The organism is Arthrobacter koreensis (genome assembly GCF_009193255.1).
GTDB lineage: Bacteria > Actinomycetota > Actinomycetes > Actinomycetales > Micrococcaceae > Arthrobacter_B > Arthrobacter_B koreensis.
Genome location: NZ_WACG01000001.1, coordinates 764160 through 782546, shown reverse-complemented (window position 1 = coordinate 782546; position 18387 = coordinate 764160). Strand labels below are relative to the sequence as shown.

Genomic DNA, 18387 nt, shown 5'->3' with positions numbered 1-18387 from the left:
GCTTACCCGGCCGGAACCACTGAGCCCAGCGCACTGAGCACGCCCCTGGACTTGGTCCGGACTTCCTCCCATTCAGCTTCCGGGTCGGACCCCGACGTTACAGCCCCGCCCACGCCTAGGCGCAGCGAGGTACCCCCTGCGCCGTCCGGATGCAGCTCGAGTGTGCGGATCACCACCGAAAGGTCCGCGGCGCCGGTCAGCGAAAAATAGCCAAGCACCCCGGAATAGAACCCCCGGGGAGCGGCCTCCAGGCGGTCCAGGATCTCCATGGTGCTGACCTTGGGTGCGCCCGTCATAGAACCGGCGGGAAACGCGGCGGCCACGGCTTCTGCCCGGCTGGCTCCGGGGGCGAGCTGTGCGTCGATAGTGCTGACCAGCTGGTGGACCGTGGCGTAGCTCTCCACCACGCACAGCCTGGGAACCGCAACGGTGCCCGGGATGGCCAGCCGGGAAAGGTCATTGCGCATCAGGTCGACGATCATGATGTTCTCCGCGCGGTCCTTGATGCTTCCCAGGAGGTCCCGGCGGAGTGCGGCGTCCTCGGCCTCGGTGGCACCGCGCGGCCGGGTGCCTTTGATGGGCTCGGCTCGCAGGTTCCCGCCGGCGCTGATCCGCAGGAAACGTTCCGGGGAGGTGCCCGGCAGGGCGGTGCCGTTGACGTGCAGCAGCGAGGCGAAGGGTGCCGGGCTCCGGCGCCGCATCAGGCCATAGAGTTCCCTCATGTGCCGGGGCGGTACGGGAGCCGGCAGGGTAGCCTCCAGCGCCGTGGTCAGGCAGATCTCGTAGCTGTTGCCTTCCCGGATTTCGTCCTGGGCCCGGCGGACCTTGGCCAGGTAGCCTGCGCGGCTGTCGCGGAAGGTGAAGGCCGGACCACCGGGGTGGGTGTCCGGCAGGGTGTCGGCGGGTGTGCCGGTACCCTTTCCTGAACTGTTCCGTGCGCGGCCCACGGCGTCCAGGGCCTCCTCGAACCAGCGTGCAGCTGGATCCCGTGCAGCGGAGGCCTCCTGGCCGGCCGTCGCCCCGGGCTCTTCCAGGTCTGGATCGTGCAGCCACAGCATATGGACCTGGGACAGTGCATGGTCCAGCACTACGGCGCGGGCCGCGAAGATGAGTGCGGCATCCGCTTCGGGACCCGGCTGGCGGCCTGGTGCAGCACCTGTTTCCCGTTTCAACCCATAGCCCAGCGCGCCCACCCAGCCGAGGGCAAACGGACAGGGATACGACGCCGGGACCTCCACCGGCGGCCTGCCCCACTCATGATCAAGCCAGCGGAAGAACGGGCCGGGGATGTTCACGGTCACCGGGCCCCAGGCCACCCGGGTGTTCCCGGACGCATGGACGGCATGGCGGCCCAGCGCCCCGCCGTCGTCCGCCATGATGCTGAACCGGCTGCGCTCCGGCGGGCTGCCGCCCGCACCGGCCGAACCGGCGTCGGAGCTGTCCAGCCACACAGCGTTGGAGCTGTTGCCGAACAGTGCACCGAAAAGCGCCTGCGGATCCGGTGCGCCCGCCACCGTGCGGATGGAGACTGCCGGTCCCGGCTGGGGAAGGCCAAGACCGGGAGCGGGAAGAGGCAGGGAGTCCAGTGCGCGCAGGACATACCGGTGGAGGGGGAAGCCGGCGGCACCGCTGGCGAGTACAACGTCCGCGTCCTCAACAACCTGGTCGGCGGCAGCCCAGCGGGCTTCCTGCCGGGCCCAGCGGTCCCAGTGCGGCGCGTACGTTTCGCCGTCGCGGGCCAGGGCGCGTTCCCTGCGGAGCTCCTCGGGCGCCTCTACCCACACCACGGCATCGAGCAGGGCTCGGGCGGCGCGGTGTGCGGCACCGACACCTTCGAAGATGACGATCTCCGCCGGTTCGGTCCGCCGCGGCTCGTCATAGTGCCCGGCTTCCCAGTCCCAGGCCTGCCAGCTTGCTTCCCGGCCCAGGGCAAGCGGGGCCAGCACTTCGCGCCGGTAGTACTCCATGCCGTCCTGCAGGCCGTCCCAGCCCGGATATACGTCTTCCAAATGGAACACGGCAACCGAACGGTGCGCCCGCAGTGCGGCAGCCAGCTCCAGCGCAAGGCTGGTCTTGCCGGCCCCGGAGAATCCGTCGACGCCGATCAGCAGCGGACGCCCCGCGGCAGCAGTCATCTGCTGCCGTCCGCCAGCGCAGCGCGGACGTACTCCACCACGCCCGGCACCGCAGCCTCAATCAGGGCATACGAAGAATCGAAGTCGGACATGTCCCCGTACCAGGGGTCCGCTATGCCCTGTGCGCTCGCCGGCAGGTCCGCGGCAGCCGGATCAAAGCTGCGGAGCATGCGGATCTTGTCCTGGTCCTTCGCCGGAGCCTCGGCCCGCAGGTGGCTCAGGTGTCCGTGGTCCAGGGCGAGGATCAGATCCCGGGAACCGTACCAGGCCGCCTCGAAGGCGCGGGCCCGGAAACCGTCCAGGACGGACTCACGGTAACCGTGCTGACGCAGTTCGGCCGCAGTCCGCGGGTCCATAGGGCGTCCCGCCTCCCACCCCGTCACACCAGCGGAGTCGACTTCCGTCCGGGATCCAAGTCCGGCTTCGGCCAGGGCACGTTCAATGCTGAACTGGGCCATGGGCGAGCGGCAGATATTGCCGGTGCACACGGTGATGATTCGGTACATGTTTCCAGCCTACCCAGCACCGGATGCCGCGCTGCGTCAGTGCAGGTCCGTCATGCCCGGGCCAGCAGCTCCCCGTTCGGCATCAGGAACCAGCCGTCCGGCGAATCCGCCCAGCGCTTCCAGCCGGCGGCGATCCTGGCCAGGTCCTCCCCGGTGGCAAGGCCGCGTTCCAGGGCCTGTTCGGCGTAGGCGGAGTGGAGCACCCGGTCAGCCCAGGCACCCGCGTGCCAGCGGCGGCGTTCTTCGGTTGCGTACAGCCAGTTCGACGACGACGGCTCAAGTTCGGTGAATCCCGCCTCGAGCGCCCAGGCCACGAGGCGGCGGCCGGCATCCGGCTCGGCGCGGTTGCCGCGGGCGATCTGCTGGTAGGTTTCCATCCACTCCTGCAGCTCGGGGACTTCCGGGTACCAGCTCATGGCCCGGTAGTCGGCGTCGCGCACTGCTACCAGGCCGCCGGGACGCGTGACGCGGCGCATCTCGTGCAGGGCCGCTACCGGGTCCGTGAGGTGCTGGAGAACCTGGTGGGCGTGGACCACATCGAACGTGTCATCCGGGAAATCGAGGTCGTAGACGTTTCCCGGCTGGAATTCAACGTTGTCCGCGCCCCGCTCGGTGGCCAGCGCGCGGGCCTGGACCAGCACGTCCTCCGAACGGTCCAGCCCGGTGACCAGCCCCGGTGCCGTCAGCGCTGCGAGGTCCACGGTGATGCTGCCGGGGCCGCAGCCTACGTCGAGGACCCGCAGGCCGGGCTGCAGGTGCGGGAGGAGGTAGGCAGCGGAATCGGCGGCGCTTCGGGTGGCGTGCGCGCTCACAACGCTGCGGTGGTGTCCATGCGAGTACGTGTCCTGGGCCATAGCAGGACGATACGCGGACCCGGCCCCGAAAACCCGCCGCAGCCGGGGAACAGGTCATGCTGTGTCATATCGTGCGGAGTTCCCCTGTCCGGTGCGCGGATAGCAGCTACCCCTTGTGCGCCCCGTGGACGCGGTGCCTTCATAGAACAGGGGGCCCGGAAAGGAACCCGGATGAAGGCCGTTGTGCTCTACGACTCTGCCTACGGAAATACCCGACGCATCGCCGAAGCGATCGCCGGTTCCCTCCGGGACGTAGACGCTGAAGCGACGCAGGTGCCGGGGTTCCGTCCGGAAACGCTTCAGGAGGGCGACCTGCTGGTGGTGGGCAGCCCGATCAACGGCTGGCGGCCCACGCCGATTGTCATGGCGGCCCTGGAGGCCCTGGGTCCGGACCAGCTCAACGGGGTGCGGGCGGCCGCCTTCGACACCCGGGTTCGGCTGTTCATCCACGGTGACGCCGCCGGGAAGCTTTCCGAGGAACTTCGCCGCCGCGGTGCGGAGATTGTTGCGGCGCCCCAGCCCTTTTACGTGAAGGGAACGGAAGGTCCGCTCCTGTCCGGAGAGGTTGAGAAGGCCCAGTTCTGGGGGCGTTCCCTGCTTCACGCGATCGGGGATTGACGGCGATGGATCCACGGCCGGAGGGTTGAGTGGATGTCGCTCAAGTTTGTTGACAAATGTCCACCCCGGAGTAAAGTTGAGTGCAGAACGCTCAATATGCGCTACGGGTGGCGCACTGGACGCACCGGCTGGTTTGCCTGCCGGAGGCGCCCGGCAGTGGCCATCGATTTCCAAGGAAAGAGGAAGCAAATATGTCACGTGCAGTAGGTATCGACCTCGGAACCACCAACTCCGTTGTCTCCGTCCTGGAAGGCGGCGAGCCCACCGTTATCGCCAACGCTGAAGGCGGGCGGACCACCCCGTCGGTTGTTGCTTTCGCCAAGTCCGGTGAAGTCCTGGTCGGCGAGATCGCCAAGCGCCAGGCGGTCAACAACATCGACCGCACCATTTCCTCGGTCAAGCGCCACATGGGCACCGACTGGAGCGTGGACATTGACGGCAAGAAGTACACCGCCCAGGAAATCTCCGCCCGCATCCTGCAGAAGCTGAAGGCCGACGCCGAGGCGTACCTGGGCGAGAAGGTCACCGACGCCGTCGTGACCGTCCCCGCATACTTCAACGACGCCGAGCGCCAGGCCACGAAGGAAGCCGGCGAAATCGCCGGGCTGAACGTCCTGCGCATCGTCAACGAGCCCACCGCCGCAGCACTCGCCTACGGCCTGGACAAGGGCAAGGAAGACGAACTCATCCTGGTCTTCGACCTCGGCGGCGGTACCTTCGACGTCTCCCTGCTGGAAGTTGGCAAGGATGAAGATGACTTCTCCACCATCCAGGTGCGCGCCACCGCCGGTGACAACCGCCTCGGCGGCGACGACTGGGACCAGCGCATTGTTGATTACCTGCTGAGCCAGGCCAAGGCCAAGGGTGCAGACCTGTCCAAGGACAAGATCGCCCTCCAGCGCCTGAAGGAAGCAGCGGAGCAGGCCAAGAAGGAACTCTCCTCGGCCACCTCCACCAACATCTCCCTGCAGTACCTCTCGGTGACCCCCGAAGGTCCCGTCCACCTGGACGAGCACCTCTCCCGCGCCAAGTTCCAGGACCTGACCAAGGACCTGCTGGACCGCACCAAGAAGCCGTTCAACGACGTCATTGCCGAAGCCGGCATCAAGGTCTCGGACATCGACCACATCATCCTGGTCGGCGGCTCCACCCGTATGCCCGCCGTTTCCGAGCTGGTCAAGGAACTGGCCGGCGGCCAGGAGCCGAACAAGGGCGTGAACCCGGATGAGGTTGTGGCCGTTGGCGCAGCCCTGCAGGCCGGTGTCCTGAAGGGTGAGCGCAAGGACGTACTGCTGATCGACGTCACCCCGCTTTCCCTGGGCATTGAGACCAAGGGCGGCGTGATGACCAAGCTGATCGAGCGCAACACGGCCATCCCGACCAAGCGCAGCGAAACGTTCACCACGGCCGATGACAACCAGCCCTCGGTGGCCATCCAGGTCTTCCAGGGCGAGCGCGAGTTCACCCGGGACAACAAGCCGCTGGGCACCTTCGAGCTGACCGGCATCGCGCCGGCCCCGCGCGGCGTGCCGCAGGTCGAAGTCACCTTCGACATCGATGCCAACGGCATTGTCCACGTGTCCGCAAAGGACAAGGGCACGGGCGCTGAGCAGTCCATGACCATCACCGGCGGTTCCTCCCTTTCCAAGGAAGACATCGACCGCATGGTCCGCGAAGCCGAAGAGCACGCTGCCGAGGACAAGAAGCGCCGCGAGGCCGCAGACGTCCGCAACTCTGCCGAGCAGCTGGCCTACTCGGTGGACAAGCTCCTCACCGACAATGACGACAAGCTCCCCGAGGACGTCAAGTCCGAGGTCAAGGGTGATGTCGATGCGCTGAAGAAGGCACTGGAAGGCACGGACAACGACGACGAGGTGAAGACCGCGTTCGAGAAGCTCCAGGCCTCCCAGACCAAGCTCGGCGAAGCGATCTACTCGCAGGCCCAGGCAGCCGGGGAGCCGGGTGCAGGCGCCGGAGCTGAGGGTGGTTCCGCAGCAGGTGAAGGCGCAGGCGGTTCGGCTGCAGGCGATGAAGACATCGTGGATGCCGAAGTAGTCGACGACGAAGAAAAGAAGTAGCCATGGCTGCTGAGGACGCGAACGGAAACCAGACCCCGGGCAACGAACCCGAGGAAAACCTGGACCCCCAGTCACAGCAGGCAGGATCCGCGGGCGAGCAGCCCGCCGCGGAGGGCGGCGCCGAGGGCGATGCCCTGTCCCAGGCGGAGGAAATCCTGAACAGTGCCGGTGCCGAAGCGCCCGCAGCTGCCGGAACCCCGGAAGCCGCGGAACTGCGCAATGACCTGCTGAGGCTGCAGGCCGAGTACGTGAACTACCGCCGCCGCGTGGAGCGGGACCGCGACGTCGCCCGGGAAATGGCAGTGGTGGGAATGCTCAATTCCCTGCTGCCGGTCCTGGACGACATCGAGGCTGCCCGCAAGCACGGCGACCTGGCGGAGGGGCCTTTCGCTTCGATCTCCGTGAAGCTGGAAAACACGCTCAAGGGCTACGGCCTGAGCCGGATCGATGAGACCGGAGTGGAGTTCGACCCGAACGTCCATGAAGCACTGATCCAGCAGCAGAGCCCGGACGTCACCTTCGACACCGTTACGCAGATCCTGCGCACCGGCTATAAGGCGAACGAGCGGGTGCTGCGCGCGGCACAGGTGATTGTCTCCGTTCCGGAGCAGTAGCACTTTGCGCCAGGGGCCGCCGAAAGGCGGTCCCTGGCGGCTCCGTACCGGAGCAGGCCTAAGCGTTGTTTATGCAAGACACAGGAAGGGGACACCAATTGGCTAGCCAGGATTGGGTCGACAAGGATTTCTACAAGATTCTGGGTGTTCCCAAGGACGCTTCCGACGCCGACATCAAGAAGTCGTACCGGAAGCTCGCCCGTAAGTACCACCCGGACCAGAACCAGAATGATCCGTCCGCGGAGAAGATGTTCAAGGATGTTTCCGAGGCCTACTCGGTGCTTTCCGACGCCGAGGAACGCCAGCAGTATGACGCCATCCGGGCCATGGGCAGCGGTGCCCGGTTCTCCGCAGGCGGCGGAGGCGGACCCGCCGGCGGCGGCGCCGGATTCGAGGACATCTTCGGCGGACTGTTCAACCAGTCCTCCGGGCGCTCACGCCGCACCACGTACAGCACCGGCGGAAGCAACATCCCGCCGGAGTTCGCCGACCTGTTTGGAGGCGGCGGTTTCGGCGGCGGAGGCTTTGGATCAGCGCCGCCCCAGAAGGGTGCGGACCGCACGGCCAGCACCACCATCTCCTTCGCCGGCTCCATCAACGGAACCGTCATTGGACTGCGTGAACCCAGCGGCGAAGTGGTAGAAGTCCGTGTACCCGCCGGCGTCAAGGACGGCCAGCGCATCCGGGTCCGGGGCAAGGGGATGCCGGGAGCTGCCGGCAACGGGGACCTCATGGTCACCGTGCACGTCACCCCGCACGACTTCTTTGTCCGGGACGGGAACAACATCCGCATCCACGTCCCCATCACGTTCCCGGAAGCGGCCCTCGGCGCCACCATTGAGGTACCCACGCTGACCGCGGACAAGGTCAAGCTTAAGATTCCGGCCGGCACGCCCTCCGGACGCACGCTGCGGGTAAAAGGCCGCGGCGTCCACACATCCAAGGGCAACGGCGACCTGCTGGTGACGGTCGACGTCGCGGTTCCCTCGCACCTGAACAAGGATGCAAAGGCGGCCGTTGAAGCTTTCGCGGACGCGACCAAGGGCGAGGACCCGCGCGCGGGCCTCGCGGCCAAGGCACGCCTCTAGCGCGTCAGGCGTATACGCCGCGCGCGCAGCTAATATAACGGGAACACCAGGGAAGCGGAGGAGAGGGCAGTGGGCATCGACGTCAATGCGCCGATCTTCGTGATCTCGGTCGCCGCAGAACTGGCGGACATGCATCCGCAGACGCTCCGCCAGTACGACCGGCTGGGCATCGTCAGCCCCAGCCGGGCGCCCGGCCGGTCCCGCCGGTACTCGCAGCGGGACATCGAGATGCTGCGGGAGGTCCAGCGCCTGTCCCAGGAAGGCGTCTCGCTTGAAGGCATCAAACGGATCATGCAGCTGCAGCAGCAGGTGAACGGACTCCGCCAGCGCGTGGACCAGCTCTCCGCCGAGCTGGACCAGGTGCAGCAGCGCAGCTCCGACATGGGCCGGGTCTTCGCTGCCGGCCTGGCCGGGGACGTCGTCACGCTGTCCCGCGGGCAGCGCCCGCCCGCCGCCAAGGCAGCCTCGCGCAGCGGACTGGCAGCACTGGTTGCCCGCAGCCGCCGGGTCATGGCGCTGCCGGCAGGCAAGGGGGCGGCCGTCGAAACCGAGCTGGGCTACACGGCCGACCGCGGGGATTTCTTCCGCTCCAGCTAGCTGCGCTCAGCGGAAGCGGCGGCCCTGGTCCCGCCGGTTGGCCCACACAGCCCCCGCGCACAGCAGGATGGTCCACGCCAGGAAACAAATGACCGACGACGGCGCCAGCTCGGTTCCGGAAAAGACAGACACGGAGATGTCCCGGGCAGCCCGCGATGGCAGGAAGAGCGAAAAGGTGTTCAGCCCCGGGGAGAAGATTGCCGGCGGCAGCATCATTCCACCCGCGAAGGCCAGCGGGAAGAACACCACCTGGGTGAGTGCGATCGCCACCTTTGACGTGCACAGGTAGCCGATCAGCAGCCCCAGGAACAGGAACGGCAGGCCGCAGAGCAGCCAGACCGCCACGGACGCCGGAATTCGCCACCAGGACAGGGTGCCGTCGGTGTACAGCTGCAGTCCGGCGGTGGTCGCGGCGCCAACCGCCAGGACCGGTATGAGGGCGAAGAAGGCGAACATCATGGCGGTTACTGCCCGGGCCACCGTGGCGGGGAAAGCCCCGGCAGGCAGGGTGCGCACGTAACTGCTCCAGGGATTGGCCCGCTCCTCGGCCACGCCGATTCCGTAGTTGAACAGGAATGCGCTCATCACGCCGAACACGGCCAGCTGCGCGATCGAGATCAGTGAGGCTTCCGGGTTGGACGTCACCGCCGTCTGCGGCAGCACAAAGAAGACCAGCGCCAGGGTGGGGAAAACCGTTGAGGACAGCACCGCCACCGGGATTCGCAGCTGTTCAAGCACCTGCGCCCGGGTGTGGATCCGGATCAGTGTGAAGAGCGGCTTATTGGCGGGGAGTTTCATGTTTCCGGGAATTGCTGGGGTGCTCATCCGGCTGCCTTCCTGTCCATGGTGCGGCCCTGCCCGGCTCCTGCGGGGGAGTGGGTGAGCGAAATGAATGCTTCCTCCAGGCTCGCGGCGTGGACCTCGAGTCCGCGGAAATCCACCTCGTCCCGGACCAGCGTCCGAACTGTTGCATCGGCGTCGTGCGTGAGGATGGTGGTGGCGCCGGACGGTGCCAGGCTGGCTGACACTGTGTCCGGCAGGGAGTCGAAGAACGACGGCGGCAGGGCAGTGTGGAAGGAAACGCGGCTGACGCTGACCCGGCTGCGGATTTCATCCACCTGGCCGTCCGCCACCACGGTTCCGCTGTTGATGACCACCACGCGGCTGGCCAGGTTCTGGATCTCGTCCAGGTAGTGGCTGGTGATCAGGAGTGTTCCGCCTGCTGCGCGGTAGTCGGCCAGCCGTTCCCAGAGGTTCTCCCGTGCTTCCACGTCCAGGCCGGTGGTGGGTTCATCAAGGATCACCAGCCGGGGCCGGCCCACCAGGGCCAGGGCTACCAGCAGGCGGCGCTGCTGGCCGCCGGAGAGTCCGCCGCACTGCTTGCCTGCCGCCGGGCCCAGTCCGAATCCGTCCAGCAGTTCGGCTGTGGGTATGGGGTTGGCGTAGTGCGACCCGACGAAGTCCACCGTTTCCCGCACCCGCAGGGTAGCGGGCACCGAGGTGGCCTGCGGTGTGGTGCCCAGCTGCTGGCGCGCCTGCGGGTTCCGCGGTTCCCGGCCGAAGAGCTCAACCCGGCCGGAGTCCGGCTGGCGGAGTCCGCTGAGCAGGTTCAGCAGTGTGGACTTGCCGGCGCCGTTGGGTCCCAACAGGCCAACGGTCTCTCCGGCGGTGACGGTGAAATCGATACCGTCCAGGGCGGACACCGGGCCGTAGCTTTTGCGGACGCCGTAGGCGCCGGAGAGGACTTCGCCGCGAGGGGAAGGAATGGTCATGGTTCAAAGCTCCTGAGAGGGGTCGGCGCGGCGGTTAGGCCAGGCCTGAGAGCAGATCGTGGAGGTTCTTGCGGTAACGGGCGTAGGCGGCTTTTCCCTCGGGGGTGATGCCCACGTAGGTGGCGGGCGTACGTCCTTCGATGGTTTTGGTGACTTCCACGTAGCCGGCGGTTTCGAGCTTCCGCAGGTGGGTGGAGAGATTGCCGGCCGTCATGTCCAGCATCTTCTGCAGCTTGGTGAAGGCAATCTGGTTGTTTTCGCCCACTTCATTGAGCGTAGTGAGGGCTCGCAGGCGGGATTCGGCGTGGATTACGGGATCGAGTTCGGGCATCGCTCAGCCGTTCCGCTGCCGGCGCGTGCGCAGGTATTCGACGGCGGATCCGGCCAGCAGGCCGGTCGCGCCCAGGAAGAGGAACACGGCCAGGAAAAAGTCCGGACCGGACACCAGTGCCGCAATGGTGACCAGCAGCAGCCAGATGCCCAGCAGTGACTGGGCCTTGTCATTGAAGATGATTCCGCCGGTGATGTAGAGCAGGCCTACGACCAGAACAGCGATGGAGTTGACCAACAGGCCGCGCAGCCAGAATTCGTCCACCGAATTGCCGATCACGGCGCTCATGGCTGCCATGACGGTGAAGCCCAGTGCCCAGGCCAGGCCGTACATGCCGCCCTGGAAAGCGGACTGCCCGCGGACGCCGCGGCTGCTGCGGGCAAACAGGACGATGGTGGTCAGGGTTGCTGCCGCGAGGGCCACTCCCAGAACACCGAGGGCCGCCGGGGGGTCCAGTTCAAGGAGTCCCTGCTGCGTTCCCCAGAGGGACCCGTAGCCGATAATCCAGGTGGTGCCCCATAGAAGGTAGACCAGGGCGGTGTTGCCACCGAGGTTTCGGCGGGCGGAACGCTCTGCCTCCTGCACGGTGCGAAGTGCTGAGTGCAGGTCAAGGGGCAGTTCTTCGGCCGAGGAGTCCGGGTGGGCGGTGGACTGTTTCGGTGCGGCCGGTAGGTGCGGTCCGGTTTCGTTTTTGCTCATGCAAAGTAGTTTGCACTACAAACCTCGCCAGCACAAGGCGTAGAAGGTCTGTGGTTCCGTTAGCGGATTCGGCGGCCGGGGAAACGCCGGTCCGGGACGGCTAGGCCAGCCGCGAGCGGACGATGTCGCTGACGGCCTTGCCGTCGTACCGCCCGGCAACCTTCGCGGTAACCGGCTTCATGACCTGGCCCATCGAGCGCATGCCCAGCTCGGTGCCGCTGGCCTTGAGTTCCGCGATGACACTGTCCACGATCGCCGTGACGTCCTCCTCGCTGAGTGCCTCGGGCAGGTACGCCTCGATGACCTCGGCCTCGGCGATTTCAGCGTCAGCGCGGTCCTGCTGGCCGGCCTCCACGTAGATCCGGGCGGTGTCACGGCGCTTGGCAGCTTCCTTCTGCAGCAGCGAGATGACTTCCTGGTCCGTCAGGTCCACGGGGGTCTTGCCGGACTTCTCGCGGGTGCCGATTTCGCCAAGAACGTTGCGGACCGTGGTCAGCTCGAGCTTTCGGCCGGCCTTCATGTGAGCGGTTACGTCGGCCTGGAGCTGTTCTTTCAAGGTCATCGTCTGTTCCTTCGCGATAGTTCCCGGTCCGGAATGACACCGGCTGTCCGGGGATGATGGGGCGGTGCCGTGCGTCCGGATGCTGCCGTGCAGCTAGATGCGGCGGTAGGTCAGATCGAAAATAAGCCGGCCTGCCTGGTGGGCCTTGTTCTCGAAGCTGGTGAGGATCCGGCCCTCGAAACGCGGGGCCCACCCGCCCAGGGTATCGACGTCGTCGGACGCCTCCTTGCCTTCGAGCCCCTGTGCACGGACCTGGGTCAGCGGGCTCCCGGCGCCGGAACGCTCGCCCGGGTGCAGGCTTTCGAACTGCGCGGAGGCATCCAGCACCTCACGCATCTGGACGGCGTAGTCGGACCAGTCGGTGGCCAGCCGCCACAGGCCGCCGGGGGCCAGTGCCCGGGCAGCCAGTTCGGCGAAGCTGTCCTTGACCATGCGCCGCTTGTGGTGCCGGGTCTTGTGCCAGGGATCGGGGAAGAAGACCCACAGTTCGTCAACGGAACCGGCCGGAAGCATGGTGGTGAGGACTTCGGGTGCGTTGGCCTGCACAACGCGCACATTGGTCAGGTTCTTCTGCCCGATGCGCTGCAGCGTCTGGGCGAGACCTGGCAGGTATACCTCGACTGCCAGGAAGTTCTTGTCCGGATTCTGCTCCGCGGCATGGGTGATGGCTTCGCCGAGGCCGGAACCTATTTCGACGACGAGGGGAGCCTTGCGCCCAAAAGCCGCCTCGGCGTCGAACACGTACTCCGGGTCCACCGAAGTGTCCGAGTGCACGCGTGGAACGTCGATGACGAAGACATCCGAGAGTTCATCCCAGGCCTGCTGGCGACGGCCCTGCAGGCGGGATCCCCTGCGGACGAAGGACACCGGGGCCCGGAAATGCACGGAATCGGGGTTTTCAGGCCCGTCGGCTGCGTCGGAAACGGGCAGGGCTGGGTCAGTAGTCATCGGTGTTAATGCTACCCGGGGGCAGCCAGGGCCGGGTCTGCATGTAAGCACCCCTAATTAGGTAACTGGAGGCGATCCGGTAAACTAGGGGAAGTTGTTGCGACTGCCGCGCCTAAAAGCCGCGTGTGTAAGCAGCGCAACCTGCGTCGATGAACGCTTTCTTTTGTCCCGCCCGTTCGGTACGTGCGGTGGACACTGTCTGACTTTTCTTCGGCGAACCCTCTGCGCCAGATGGCCTAGGGGGCCATTTACCGAAAGTTGCCTGTCTTTTTATGACTACTTTTGCTGCCCTTGGCGTACCCAAGGCGCTTGTTTCTGTTCTCTCTGCCCAGGGAATTGCCGAGCCGTTCCCCATCCAGGTGCAAACCCTGCCGGACACCCTCAAGGGCCGGGACGTCCTGGGACGCGGACGCACCGGTTCCGGCAAGACCCTTGCTTTCTCGCTTCCGCTCGTTGCCCGCCTGGCTGAGGGCGAGGCCGCCTACCGCCGCCGGCCGAACCGCCCGCTGGGCCTGGTGCTGGCACCGACCCGCGAACTCGCCACGCAGATCAACAACGTGATTGAGCCCCTGGCAGCCGAGCTCGGCCTCAATACCACCGTGATCTACGGCGGCGTTTCCCAGCAGCGCCAGGAAAAGGCACTGGCCACCGGCGTAGACATTGTCATTGCCTGCCCGGGCCGCCTCGAGGACCTGATGAAGCAGAAGATCATCAGCCTTGAATCCGTTGAAATCACCATCCTGGACGAGGCAGACCACATGGCTGACCTCGGCTTCCTTCCGGTCGTCCAGCGCCTGCTGGACCGCACTCCGGAAAAGGGCCAGCGCCTGCTGTTCTCCGCCACCCTGGACAACGGCGTGGACAAGCTGGTGCGCCGCTACCTCTCCAACCCGCTGACCCACTCCGTCGACGAGCCGCAGGCCGCGGTCAGCACCATGGAACACCACGTGCTGCTGGTCCAGGACCAGACGGCGAAGAAGCTGCTGGTCAAGGAACTGGCCTCCGGCCAGGGCCGCCGCATCATGTTCATGCGCACCAAGCACCACGCCCGCAAGATGGCCAAGTTCCTCACGGACAGCGGCATCCCCGCCGTGGACCTGCACGGCAACCTTTCGCAGAACGCCCGTGACCGGAACCTGGCCGAGTTCGCCTCCGGTGATGTCCGCGTCCTGGTCGCCACCGACGTCGCCGCCCGCGGCGTCCACGTGAACGACGTCGAGCTGGTTGTCCACATCGATCCCCCCACGGAGCACAAGGCGTACCTGCACCGTTCCGGCCGCACCGCGCGTGCCGGCTCGGACGGAACCGTGGTTACGGTGACCCTGCCCGAGCAGAAGGGCGAGGTGTCCAAGCTGATGAAGGCTGCCGGCGTCGACGTCTCGATGGAGAAGGTCTCCCACAACTCACCGTCCATTGCCAAGCTCGTGGGCGAACGTGCTGCCGTCGTGGAACCGCACGTCCGTGCAGCCCAGCTGGCAGCAAAGTCCCCGCAGCAGGGCGGCGGCCGGTCCACTGGGGCGAACGCCCAGCGCAAGCGCGCGGCCCGTTCAGGCTCCGGAACCCGAGCCGGTGGCCGCGGCGGTGCAGGTGGACGCGGACGCGTCTCCGCTGAGCGCACGGCTTCCTCCGATGCGCCCCGCGCCCAGCGCAGCCCAGAAGGACGCCGCGGCGCGGCCGCGGCAGCAACGTCGCAGGGCCGCAACCGCCGTCCCGCCACCGGGCAGCGCGCCGGTGACGTCGCCGCAACCGGCACGCACCGTTCGGGCACCCGCTCAGCTGCGCCGTCAGGCAGCGGCCGTCCCGCCCGCTCCGCCGGTCCCCGCCGGGCATCGGCACCGGCGTCGAACGAACGCCGCGGACGCTAACAAGCACGCTAGGAAAGGCCCTGCATCCGTTTTTCGGTTGCTGGGCCTTTCCTGTTTAACGGGGCGGCTTCGGTCAGGGCATGGGCCTATCCGAGTTTGAGGCCGTGCTCGTTCAAGGCCGCTTCAATGAGATCCAGCGCCTTGGGGCCCACACCGTGCAGGCGGGCCAGTTCCTGCCGCCGCATTCCGGCGAGCTGCCGGAGGGCGGTGAATCCGGCTGCTCCCAGGCCCCGCGAGGCAGGGGCGCCGATTCTCGGCAGCTCATCCAGCGACGTCGGGGATTTACCCATGGTTCGAGACTAGCCAGCCGGGGCTCCGCGGCCCAGACGTGCCGGCGTTACCCGCCCGGCGAACGGGCCTTCAGCCGAGGGGATAGAAACTGACGACGGCGGCAAAGCCGCGGCCAAACACCTTGGGCTGGTCTGCGCCGCCGGCGACTGTGTCCAGCAGCTCGAGGTCTTCGGGAGCATCTTCGCCGGGTAAAAAAGCCTTGGCGGAGCCCTGCAGCAGTACCAGGAACTGGTCCGCCCCCAGGGACGGAGAATTCTTCTTGGACAGTTCCACCACCATGACCGCAGCACCGAAGCTGTCCCGGTTAACGAGGGTGTTAAGCACGGTAACTTCGCCGGTAGGCAGGGACGCCTGAACCGGGACGTCGCCCGGGTAGCGCAGGGGCCGGAGACGTTCCATGGCGTGCTCGGTACCCTCAACGTCCAGGACCAGCAGTTCGCCTTCCACCGGGACCGTGATCCGGTCGACGCCGGGGAACGTGGTGAACGGCCCGGACTTTTCTACGGTCGCAGCGGACAGGCGCCATCGGGGAGCGCCGGTTGAATCCTTCGGTCCGAATGCCAGGTCCTTGGCGCGGCCGGAATTCGACCCCCAGGAGCGGGAAGGAAGGGATGCGAACCGCACCAGGGAATTCGTCATGCCTACTCGATGAGAGCCTGGCGGCGGCGGGCTTCGAGGACGTGCCGCCGTGCCGCGTTGCTGATCAGGAACCGCCGGCCGGTGGTCTCGGCCGGGACAATCCGGATGAAGTTGTTCTTTTCCCCGGCCTGCCAGGGGAAAAGCTCAAGGTCGGCGGAATCCAGGACATCCTCGATGGACTCGAGCCGGGATGCCGTGCCCTTGGCAACGACGCTCCACGCGTAGCCCAGCCGGTCGTCGTAGCCGTCGACCTCGAAGGCAACGGCGGACCCGTTCAGTGCCGCGGCGAGCTTGGTGCCCTCAGCGGTACGGAAAACCAGGGTTCCGTGGTCCACGGCAAAGTTGATGGGGAAAATATCCGGGTGTCCTTCGACCACCACGGCCAGCCGCCCCACGGACGCCTGGCGGATGTAGTCCCAGCAGTCGCTGGATCCGAGTTCGACGGGTACACCTGCATCTTTGGTTGGCGGCATGTCCCCAGTCTAGGCACAAGCACGGCGGAGCAGGTAAGCACCCCGCCCGTGACTCCGCAGGCCAAATGGAGAACAATGGATCCATGAAGGCAATCCTGAACGTCATCTGGCTCCTGTTCGGCGGCATCTGGCTGGCGCTGGGGTATGTCCTGGCCGGAATTCTCTGCTGCCTGCTCATCGTGACCATCCCGTTTGGCATAGCCTCATTCCGGATTGCGTCCTATGCCCTGTGGCCCTTCGGCCGCACGGTTGTGGACAGCGGCCGCGGAACGGGAGTGCTGGCCACCGTAGGAAATGTCATCTGGGTGGTTTTTGCCGGCATTTGGATTGCCATCGGCCATGTGCTGACCGCCATTCCCATGTTCGTCAGCATCATCGGCATTCCGCTGGGCATCGCGAACCTGAAGATGATCCCTATTTCCCTCACGCCCCTGGGCAAGCGGATTGTGCCTACGTCCGGTTCCGGACTGGTGCCCTACAACCGCAACGCTCCCTACGGTACGTACCCGGGACCGTATTACCGCTAGCCCGCCAGGCCCTCCAGGAAAGCAGCCGCCAAAGCTGCCGAATCCGTGCTGCTGCCCTGGACGAACACGGCCAGTGCAACGTCTCCCTGGACCGCCGTCACCCAGCCAAAGCCGGCCTTCTCACCGTCCGTTTCGGCGGTGCCTGCTGCTGCCAGGACCGGCCCGCCGGAAACAGACTGCAGGGCTCCCACCGCGTCCCCGTCAACTGCATCGGCCACATTGGCGCGCAGCGCGCTGCGCAGTGATGTGGCTTCCTTCGAGCTGATGGCGGGAGCTGCGTCGGTGCCCGACGGCGGCGTTCCTGCCCCTTCGCCTCCGGGCTCCTCCGTGTTGAGGACCAGGACCGGTGAAACCAGTTCGCCACGGGCAACGGTTGCCGCGGCAACCGCTGCGGCAAGGGGAGAGGCCAGGACTTCGCCGCCCGCGAGGGCACCCGCCTGCTGTGCTCCGTCGGAGCCGTTCTGCACTGCCCCGTAGAAGGCCTGCGTTCCCAGGCCCGAGGTAATGCCCAGTCCCAGCGACTGGGCGGCAGCGCTGAGCGCAGCGGCGTCGGCCGCCCCGGATCCTCCCGAGCGCAGGCGGGCCAGGGCGTTTACGGGTTCGAACCCGGTCCCGAGGGAATACTCACCCATCAGGGCGGGTTGCGTTCCGTCCGTCCCTGTTCCGCCGGCGACGGCCAGGACGTTGCCGGTGGACGGCTGGACTGCCACGAGCGATGCACCGGGGGAGTCAGCCAGGACGGCATCCGCACGGGACTGGATTCCCGGGTCAAGGGTGGTTTGAAGGGCTGTGCCGGGTTCTGAGGGGGCTTCGAAGAGCGGAGCCGAAGCGGAGTTGTCCGAGTCCAGGATGCGGACCGTGACGGCGTCCGAACCACGCAGCTGCGAGTCGTATTCACCCTGGAGGCCGGAAAGCCCGGCCAAGTCCCCCTTGGCCAGCGGTCCGTCAGCCGCCATTTCCTCGGTTGCCGGTCCCACGCTTCCCAGCAGTGCGGCCGCAAAACCGGGGCTTGGGGCCAGCACCCGTCGTTCGGCAAGGGCGGCGGCTCCCGGAATGGTGGCGATGTCCGTTTCGAATGCCGGGGAAACCTTGTCCTGCCGCACTGTCACAACGTCAACGAACGCATCAGGTCCCGCCGCCTGGACCTTTGCGGCAAGCGCGTCCGCGTCCAGTCCCAGGTAGAGGGATAGATAGAAGACAGAGGAGGCGTACTCATGGGCGCCGAGTACCGATTTGTCCAGGCCCACACGCCACACCGGCCAGTGCCGCATCAGCACTGATCCGCCCGCTCCGAGAATATCCGCACGCGGCGGCGGGCTGGCCTTGCGGACCAGCCGCTGTCCGGGTAGGAGATCCGGGTGCACGGTGGTGGACCGGAAACGCGTCTGCCACCCGGTGTCAGGGCCGCGTTCTAGCGTCACCGTGGTTTCGTAGCTGAAGTCCTCCGGCGACGCGTTGACGTCCCACACATACTTCAGGGTGGCTACGGCCTCATTGGAGGAAACCTCGTCGATCTTGGCGACCGTTACGGAAGGGTTGATGTTCATGCCGGCGACTTCGTACTCGAGCATCCCGTTCACCGCCTCGACGGTGGACCCGGCGAACTCGTTTCCGGTGACGTCCAGGCGGGACAGTCCCTCGGCCAGCGAGGCGACGGACTGTTCCGGACCAGGGCGTTCTTCAGGAGAACATCCGGCCAGCGCGAGGCCGAGTACTGAGAAGGCTGCGGCGGCAGCAGCAAGGCGGTTCTTCCCCATGCCGGAAGGCTAGCCGTGCGCCTGCGGAAATGG

Annotated in this window: 19 protein-coding genes and 1 pseudogene; 7 read left to right on the top strand and 13 right to left on the bottom strand. The window is 66.6% G+C overall.

The genetic code is table 11. The annotated features are described in order from the left end of the window. Positions 1-2 precede the first annotated feature (2 nt). The 3 genes from GD628_RS03665 to GD628_RS03655 are packed head-to-tail and all read right to left on the bottom strand — an operon-like array spanning position 3 to position 3495. Positions 3-2135: a chorismate-binding protein gene (locus tag GD628_RS03665; RefSeq protein WP_152273850.1), complete on the bottom strand. Its 2133-nt coding sequence runs from the start codon at positions 2133-2135 to the stop codon at positions 3-5. Next, positions 2132-2641, bottom strand: coding sequence for a low molecular weight protein-tyrosine-phosphatase (locus GD628_RS03660; protein ID WP_091601800.1), 510 nt, complete (start codon positions 2639-2641; stop codon positions 2132-2134). Before GD628_RS03660 ends, GD628_RS03665 begins: the two co-directional genes overlap by 4 nt. Before the next feature lie 50 nt (positions 2642-2691). Then, positions 2692-3495 (bottom strand): methyltransferase domain-containing protein, encoded by an 804-nt coding sequence (locus GD628_RS03655; protein ID WP_091601803.1) that lies wholly within the window; start codon positions 3493-3495, stop codon positions 2692-2694. A 171-nt stretch (positions 3496-3666) separates the two neighbouring features. Between GD628_RS03655 and GD628_RS03650 the strand changes: the two genes are divergently transcribed. From GD628_RS03650 to GD628_RS16605, 5 genes and pseudogenes are all read left to right on the top strand, one after another. After that, positions 3667-4113 carry a flavodoxin family protein gene (locus GD628_RS03650; RefSeq protein ID WP_152273849.1) on the top strand — a complete coding sequence of 149 codons (447 nt, stop codon included), beginning with the start codon at positions 3667-3669 and terminating at the stop codon, positions 4111-4113. 191 nt (positions 4114-4304) lie between these two features. After that, entirely contained in the window at positions 4305-6191 is a 1887-nt protein-coding gene (gene dnaK / locus GD628_RS03645) for a molecular chaperone DnaK (protein ID WP_091601809.1), read from the top strand. Between the two features lie 2 nt (positions 6192-6193). Beyond that, the gene (locus tag GD628_RS03640; protein WP_091601812.1) at positions 6194-6805 is read left to right on the top strand and encodes a nucleotide exchange factor GrpE; all 612 of its coding nucleotides are present in this window, start codon (positions 6194-6196) and stop codon (positions 6803-6805) included. Between the two features lie 98 nt (positions 6806-6903). Next, positions 6904-7893, top strand: coding sequence for a DnaJ C-terminal domain-containing protein (locus GD628_RS03635; protein WP_193313186.1), 990 nt, complete (start codon positions 6904-6906; stop codon positions 7891-7893). A 69-nt stretch (positions 7894-7962) separates the two neighbouring features. Beyond that, positions 7963-8340: pseudogene (locus GD628_RS16605) on the top strand (heat shock protein transcriptional repressor HspR); the annotation flags it as partial. A 156-nt stretch (positions 8341-8496) separates the two neighbouring features. On the opposite strand, the gene GD628_RS03625 reads toward GD628_RS16605, so the two are convergent. From GD628_RS03625 to trmB, 6 genes are all read right to left on the bottom strand, one after another. Beyond that, entirely contained in the window at positions 8497-9315 is an 819-nt protein-coding gene (locus GD628_RS03625) for an ABC transporter permease (RefSeq protein ID WP_226802322.1), read from the bottom strand. Continuing rightward, the gene (locus tag GD628_RS03620) at positions 9312-10262 is read right to left on the bottom strand and encodes an ABC transporter ATP-binding protein (protein WP_152273847.1); all 951 of its coding nucleotides are present in this window, start codon (positions 10260-10262) and stop codon (positions 9312-9314) included. Before GD628_RS03620 ends, GD628_RS03625 begins: the two co-directional genes overlap by 4 nt. A gap of 34 nt (positions 10263-10296) precedes the next feature. Further along, positions 10297-10593 carry a transcriptional regulator gene (locus tag GD628_RS03615; protein WP_152273846.1) on the bottom strand — a complete coding sequence of 99 codons (297 nt, stop codon included), beginning with the start codon at positions 10591-10593 and terminating at the stop codon, positions 10297-10299. 3 nt (positions 10594-10596) lie between these two features. Further along, positions 10597-11292 (bottom strand): hypothetical protein, encoded by a 696-nt coding sequence (locus tag GD628_RS03610; RefSeq protein ID WP_226802321.1) that lies wholly within the window; start codon positions 11290-11292, stop codon positions 10597-10599. Positions 11293-11392: 100 nt separating this feature from the next. Further along, positions 11393-11854: a GatB/YqeY domain-containing protein gene (locus GD628_RS03605; protein WP_152273845.1), complete on the bottom strand. Its 462-nt coding sequence runs from the start codon at positions 11852-11854 to the stop codon at positions 11393-11395. Between the two features lie 93 nt (positions 11855-11947). Further along, entirely contained in the window at positions 11948-12802 is an 855-nt protein-coding gene (gene trmB, locus GD628_RS03600; protein ID WP_152273844.1) for a tRNA (guanosine(46)-N7)-methyltransferase TrmB, read from the bottom strand. A 272-nt stretch (positions 12803-13074) separates the two neighbouring features. Here trmB and GD628_RS03595 point away from each other — a divergent pair, with 272 nt between their 5' ends. Continuing rightward, positions 13075-14667, top strand: a complete 1593-nt coding sequence (locus GD628_RS03595) for a DEAD/DEAH box helicase (protein ID WP_152273843.1) — start codon at positions 13075-13077, stop codon at positions 14665-14667. 86 nt (positions 14668-14753) lie between these two features. Here GD628_RS03595 and GD628_RS03590 read toward each other — a convergent pair whose 3' ends face one another. From GD628_RS03590 to GD628_RS03580, 3 genes are all read right to left on the bottom strand, one after another. Next, positions 14754-14957 carry a helix-hairpin-helix domain-containing protein gene (locus tag GD628_RS03590; protein WP_091601833.1) on the bottom strand — a complete coding sequence of 68 codons (204 nt, stop codon included), beginning with the start codon at positions 14955-14957 and terminating at the stop codon, positions 14754-14756. A gap of 70 nt (positions 14958-15027) precedes the next feature. Further along, positions 15028-15597, bottom strand: coding sequence for a HutD/Ves family protein (locus GD628_RS03585; protein WP_091601836.1), 570 nt, complete (start codon positions 15595-15597; stop codon positions 15028-15030). 2 nt (positions 15598-15599) lie between these two features. Then, positions 15600-16070, bottom strand: a complete 471-nt coding sequence (locus GD628_RS03580) for a pyridoxamine 5'-phosphate oxidase family protein (protein WP_091601839.1) — start codon at positions 16068-16070, stop codon at positions 15600-15602. An 83-nt stretch (positions 16071-16153) separates the two neighbouring features. On the opposite strand from GD628_RS03580, the gene GD628_RS03575 reads away from it, so the two are divergent. Further along, positions 16154-16597, top strand: coding sequence for a YccF domain-containing protein (locus GD628_RS03575; RefSeq protein WP_091602236.1), 444 nt, complete (start codon positions 16154-16156; stop codon positions 16595-16597). Here the strand turns inward: GD628_RS03575 and GD628_RS03570 are convergent. Further along, the gene (locus GD628_RS03570) at positions 16594-18354 is read right to left on the bottom strand and encodes a penicillin-binding transpeptidase domain-containing protein (RefSeq protein ID WP_152273842.1); all 1761 of its coding nucleotides are present in this window, start codon (positions 18352-18354) and stop codon (positions 16594-16596) included. The two genes, GD628_RS03575 and GD628_RS03570, sit on opposite strands and share 4 nt — an antisense overlap. Between the last annotated feature and the right edge of the window lie 33 nt (positions 18355-18387).

What these genes read in the sequence shown, in the direction of transcription:
- GD628_RS03665 (WP_152273850.1), bottom strand. Translation starts at nt 2,135, where the DNA reads ATGACTGCTGCCGCGGGGCGTCCGCTGCTGATCGGCGTCGACGGATTC.
- GD628_RS03660 (WP_091601800.1), bottom strand. Translation starts at nt 2,641, where the DNA reads ATGTACCGAATCATCACCGTGTGCACCGGCAATATCTGCCGCTCGCCC.
- GD628_RS03655 (WP_091601803.1), bottom strand. Translation starts at nt 3,495, where the DNA reads ATGGCCCAGGACACGTACTCGCATGGACACCACCGCAGCGTTGTGAGC.
- GD628_RS03650 (WP_152273849.1), top strand. Translation starts at nt 3,667, where the DNA reads ATGAAGGCCGTTGTGCTCTACGACTCTGCCTACGGAAATACCCGACGC.
- dnaK (WP_091601809.1), top strand. Translation starts at nt 4,305, where the DNA reads ATGTCACGTGCAGTAGGTATCGACCTCGGAACCACCAACTCCGTTGTC.
- GD628_RS03640 (WP_091601812.1), top strand. Translation starts at nt 6,194, where the DNA reads ATGGCTGCTGAGGACGCGAACGGAAACCAGACCCCGGGCAACGAACCC.
- GD628_RS03625 (WP_226802322.1), bottom strand. Translation starts at nt 9,315, where the DNA reads ATGAGCACCCCAGCAATTCCCGGAAACATGAAACTCCCCGCCAATAAG.
- GD628_RS03620 (WP_152273847.1), bottom strand. Translation starts at nt 10,262, where the DNA reads ATGACCATTCCTTCCCCTCGCGGCGAAGTCCTCTCCGGCGCCTACGGC.
- GD628_RS03615 (WP_152273846.1), bottom strand. Translation starts at nt 10,593, where the DNA reads ATGCCCGAACTCGATCCCGTAATCCACGCCGAATCCCGCCTGCGAGCC.
- GD628_RS03610 (WP_226802321.1), bottom strand. Translation starts at nt 11,292, where the DNA reads ATGAGCAAAAACGAAACCGGACCGCACCTACCGGCCGCACCGAAACAG.
- GD628_RS03605 (WP_152273845.1), bottom strand. Translation starts at nt 11,854, where the DNA reads ATGACCTTGAAAGAACAGCTCCAGGCCGACGTAACCGCTCACATGAAG.
- trmB (WP_152273844.1), bottom strand. Translation starts at nt 12,802, where the DNA reads ATGACTACTGACCCAGCCCTGCCCGTTTCCGACGCAGCCGACGGGCCT.
- GD628_RS03595 (WP_152273843.1), top strand. Translation starts at nt 13,075, where the DNA reads ATGACTACTTTTGCTGCCCTTGGCGTACCCAAGGCGCTTGTTTCTGTT.
- GD628_RS03590 (WP_091601833.1), bottom strand. Translation starts at nt 14,957, where the DNA reads ATGGGTAAATCCCCGACGTCGCTGGATGAGCTGCCGAGAATCGGCGCC.
- GD628_RS03585 (WP_091601836.1), bottom strand. Translation starts at nt 15,597, where the DNA reads ATGACGAATTCCCTGGTGCGGTTCGCATCCCTTCCTTCCCGCTCCTGG.
- GD628_RS03580 (WP_091601839.1), bottom strand. Translation starts at nt 16,070, where the DNA reads ATGCCGCCAACCAAAGATGCAGGTGTACCCGTCGAACTCGGATCCAGC.
- GD628_RS03575 (WP_091602236.1), top strand. Translation starts at nt 16,154, where the DNA reads ATGAAGGCAATCCTGAACGTCATCTGGCTCCTGTTCGGCGGCATCTGG.
- GD628_RS03570 (WP_152273842.1), bottom strand. Translation starts at nt 18,354, where the DNA reads ATGGGGAAGAACCGCCTTGCTGCTGCCGCCGCAGCCTTCTCAGTACTC.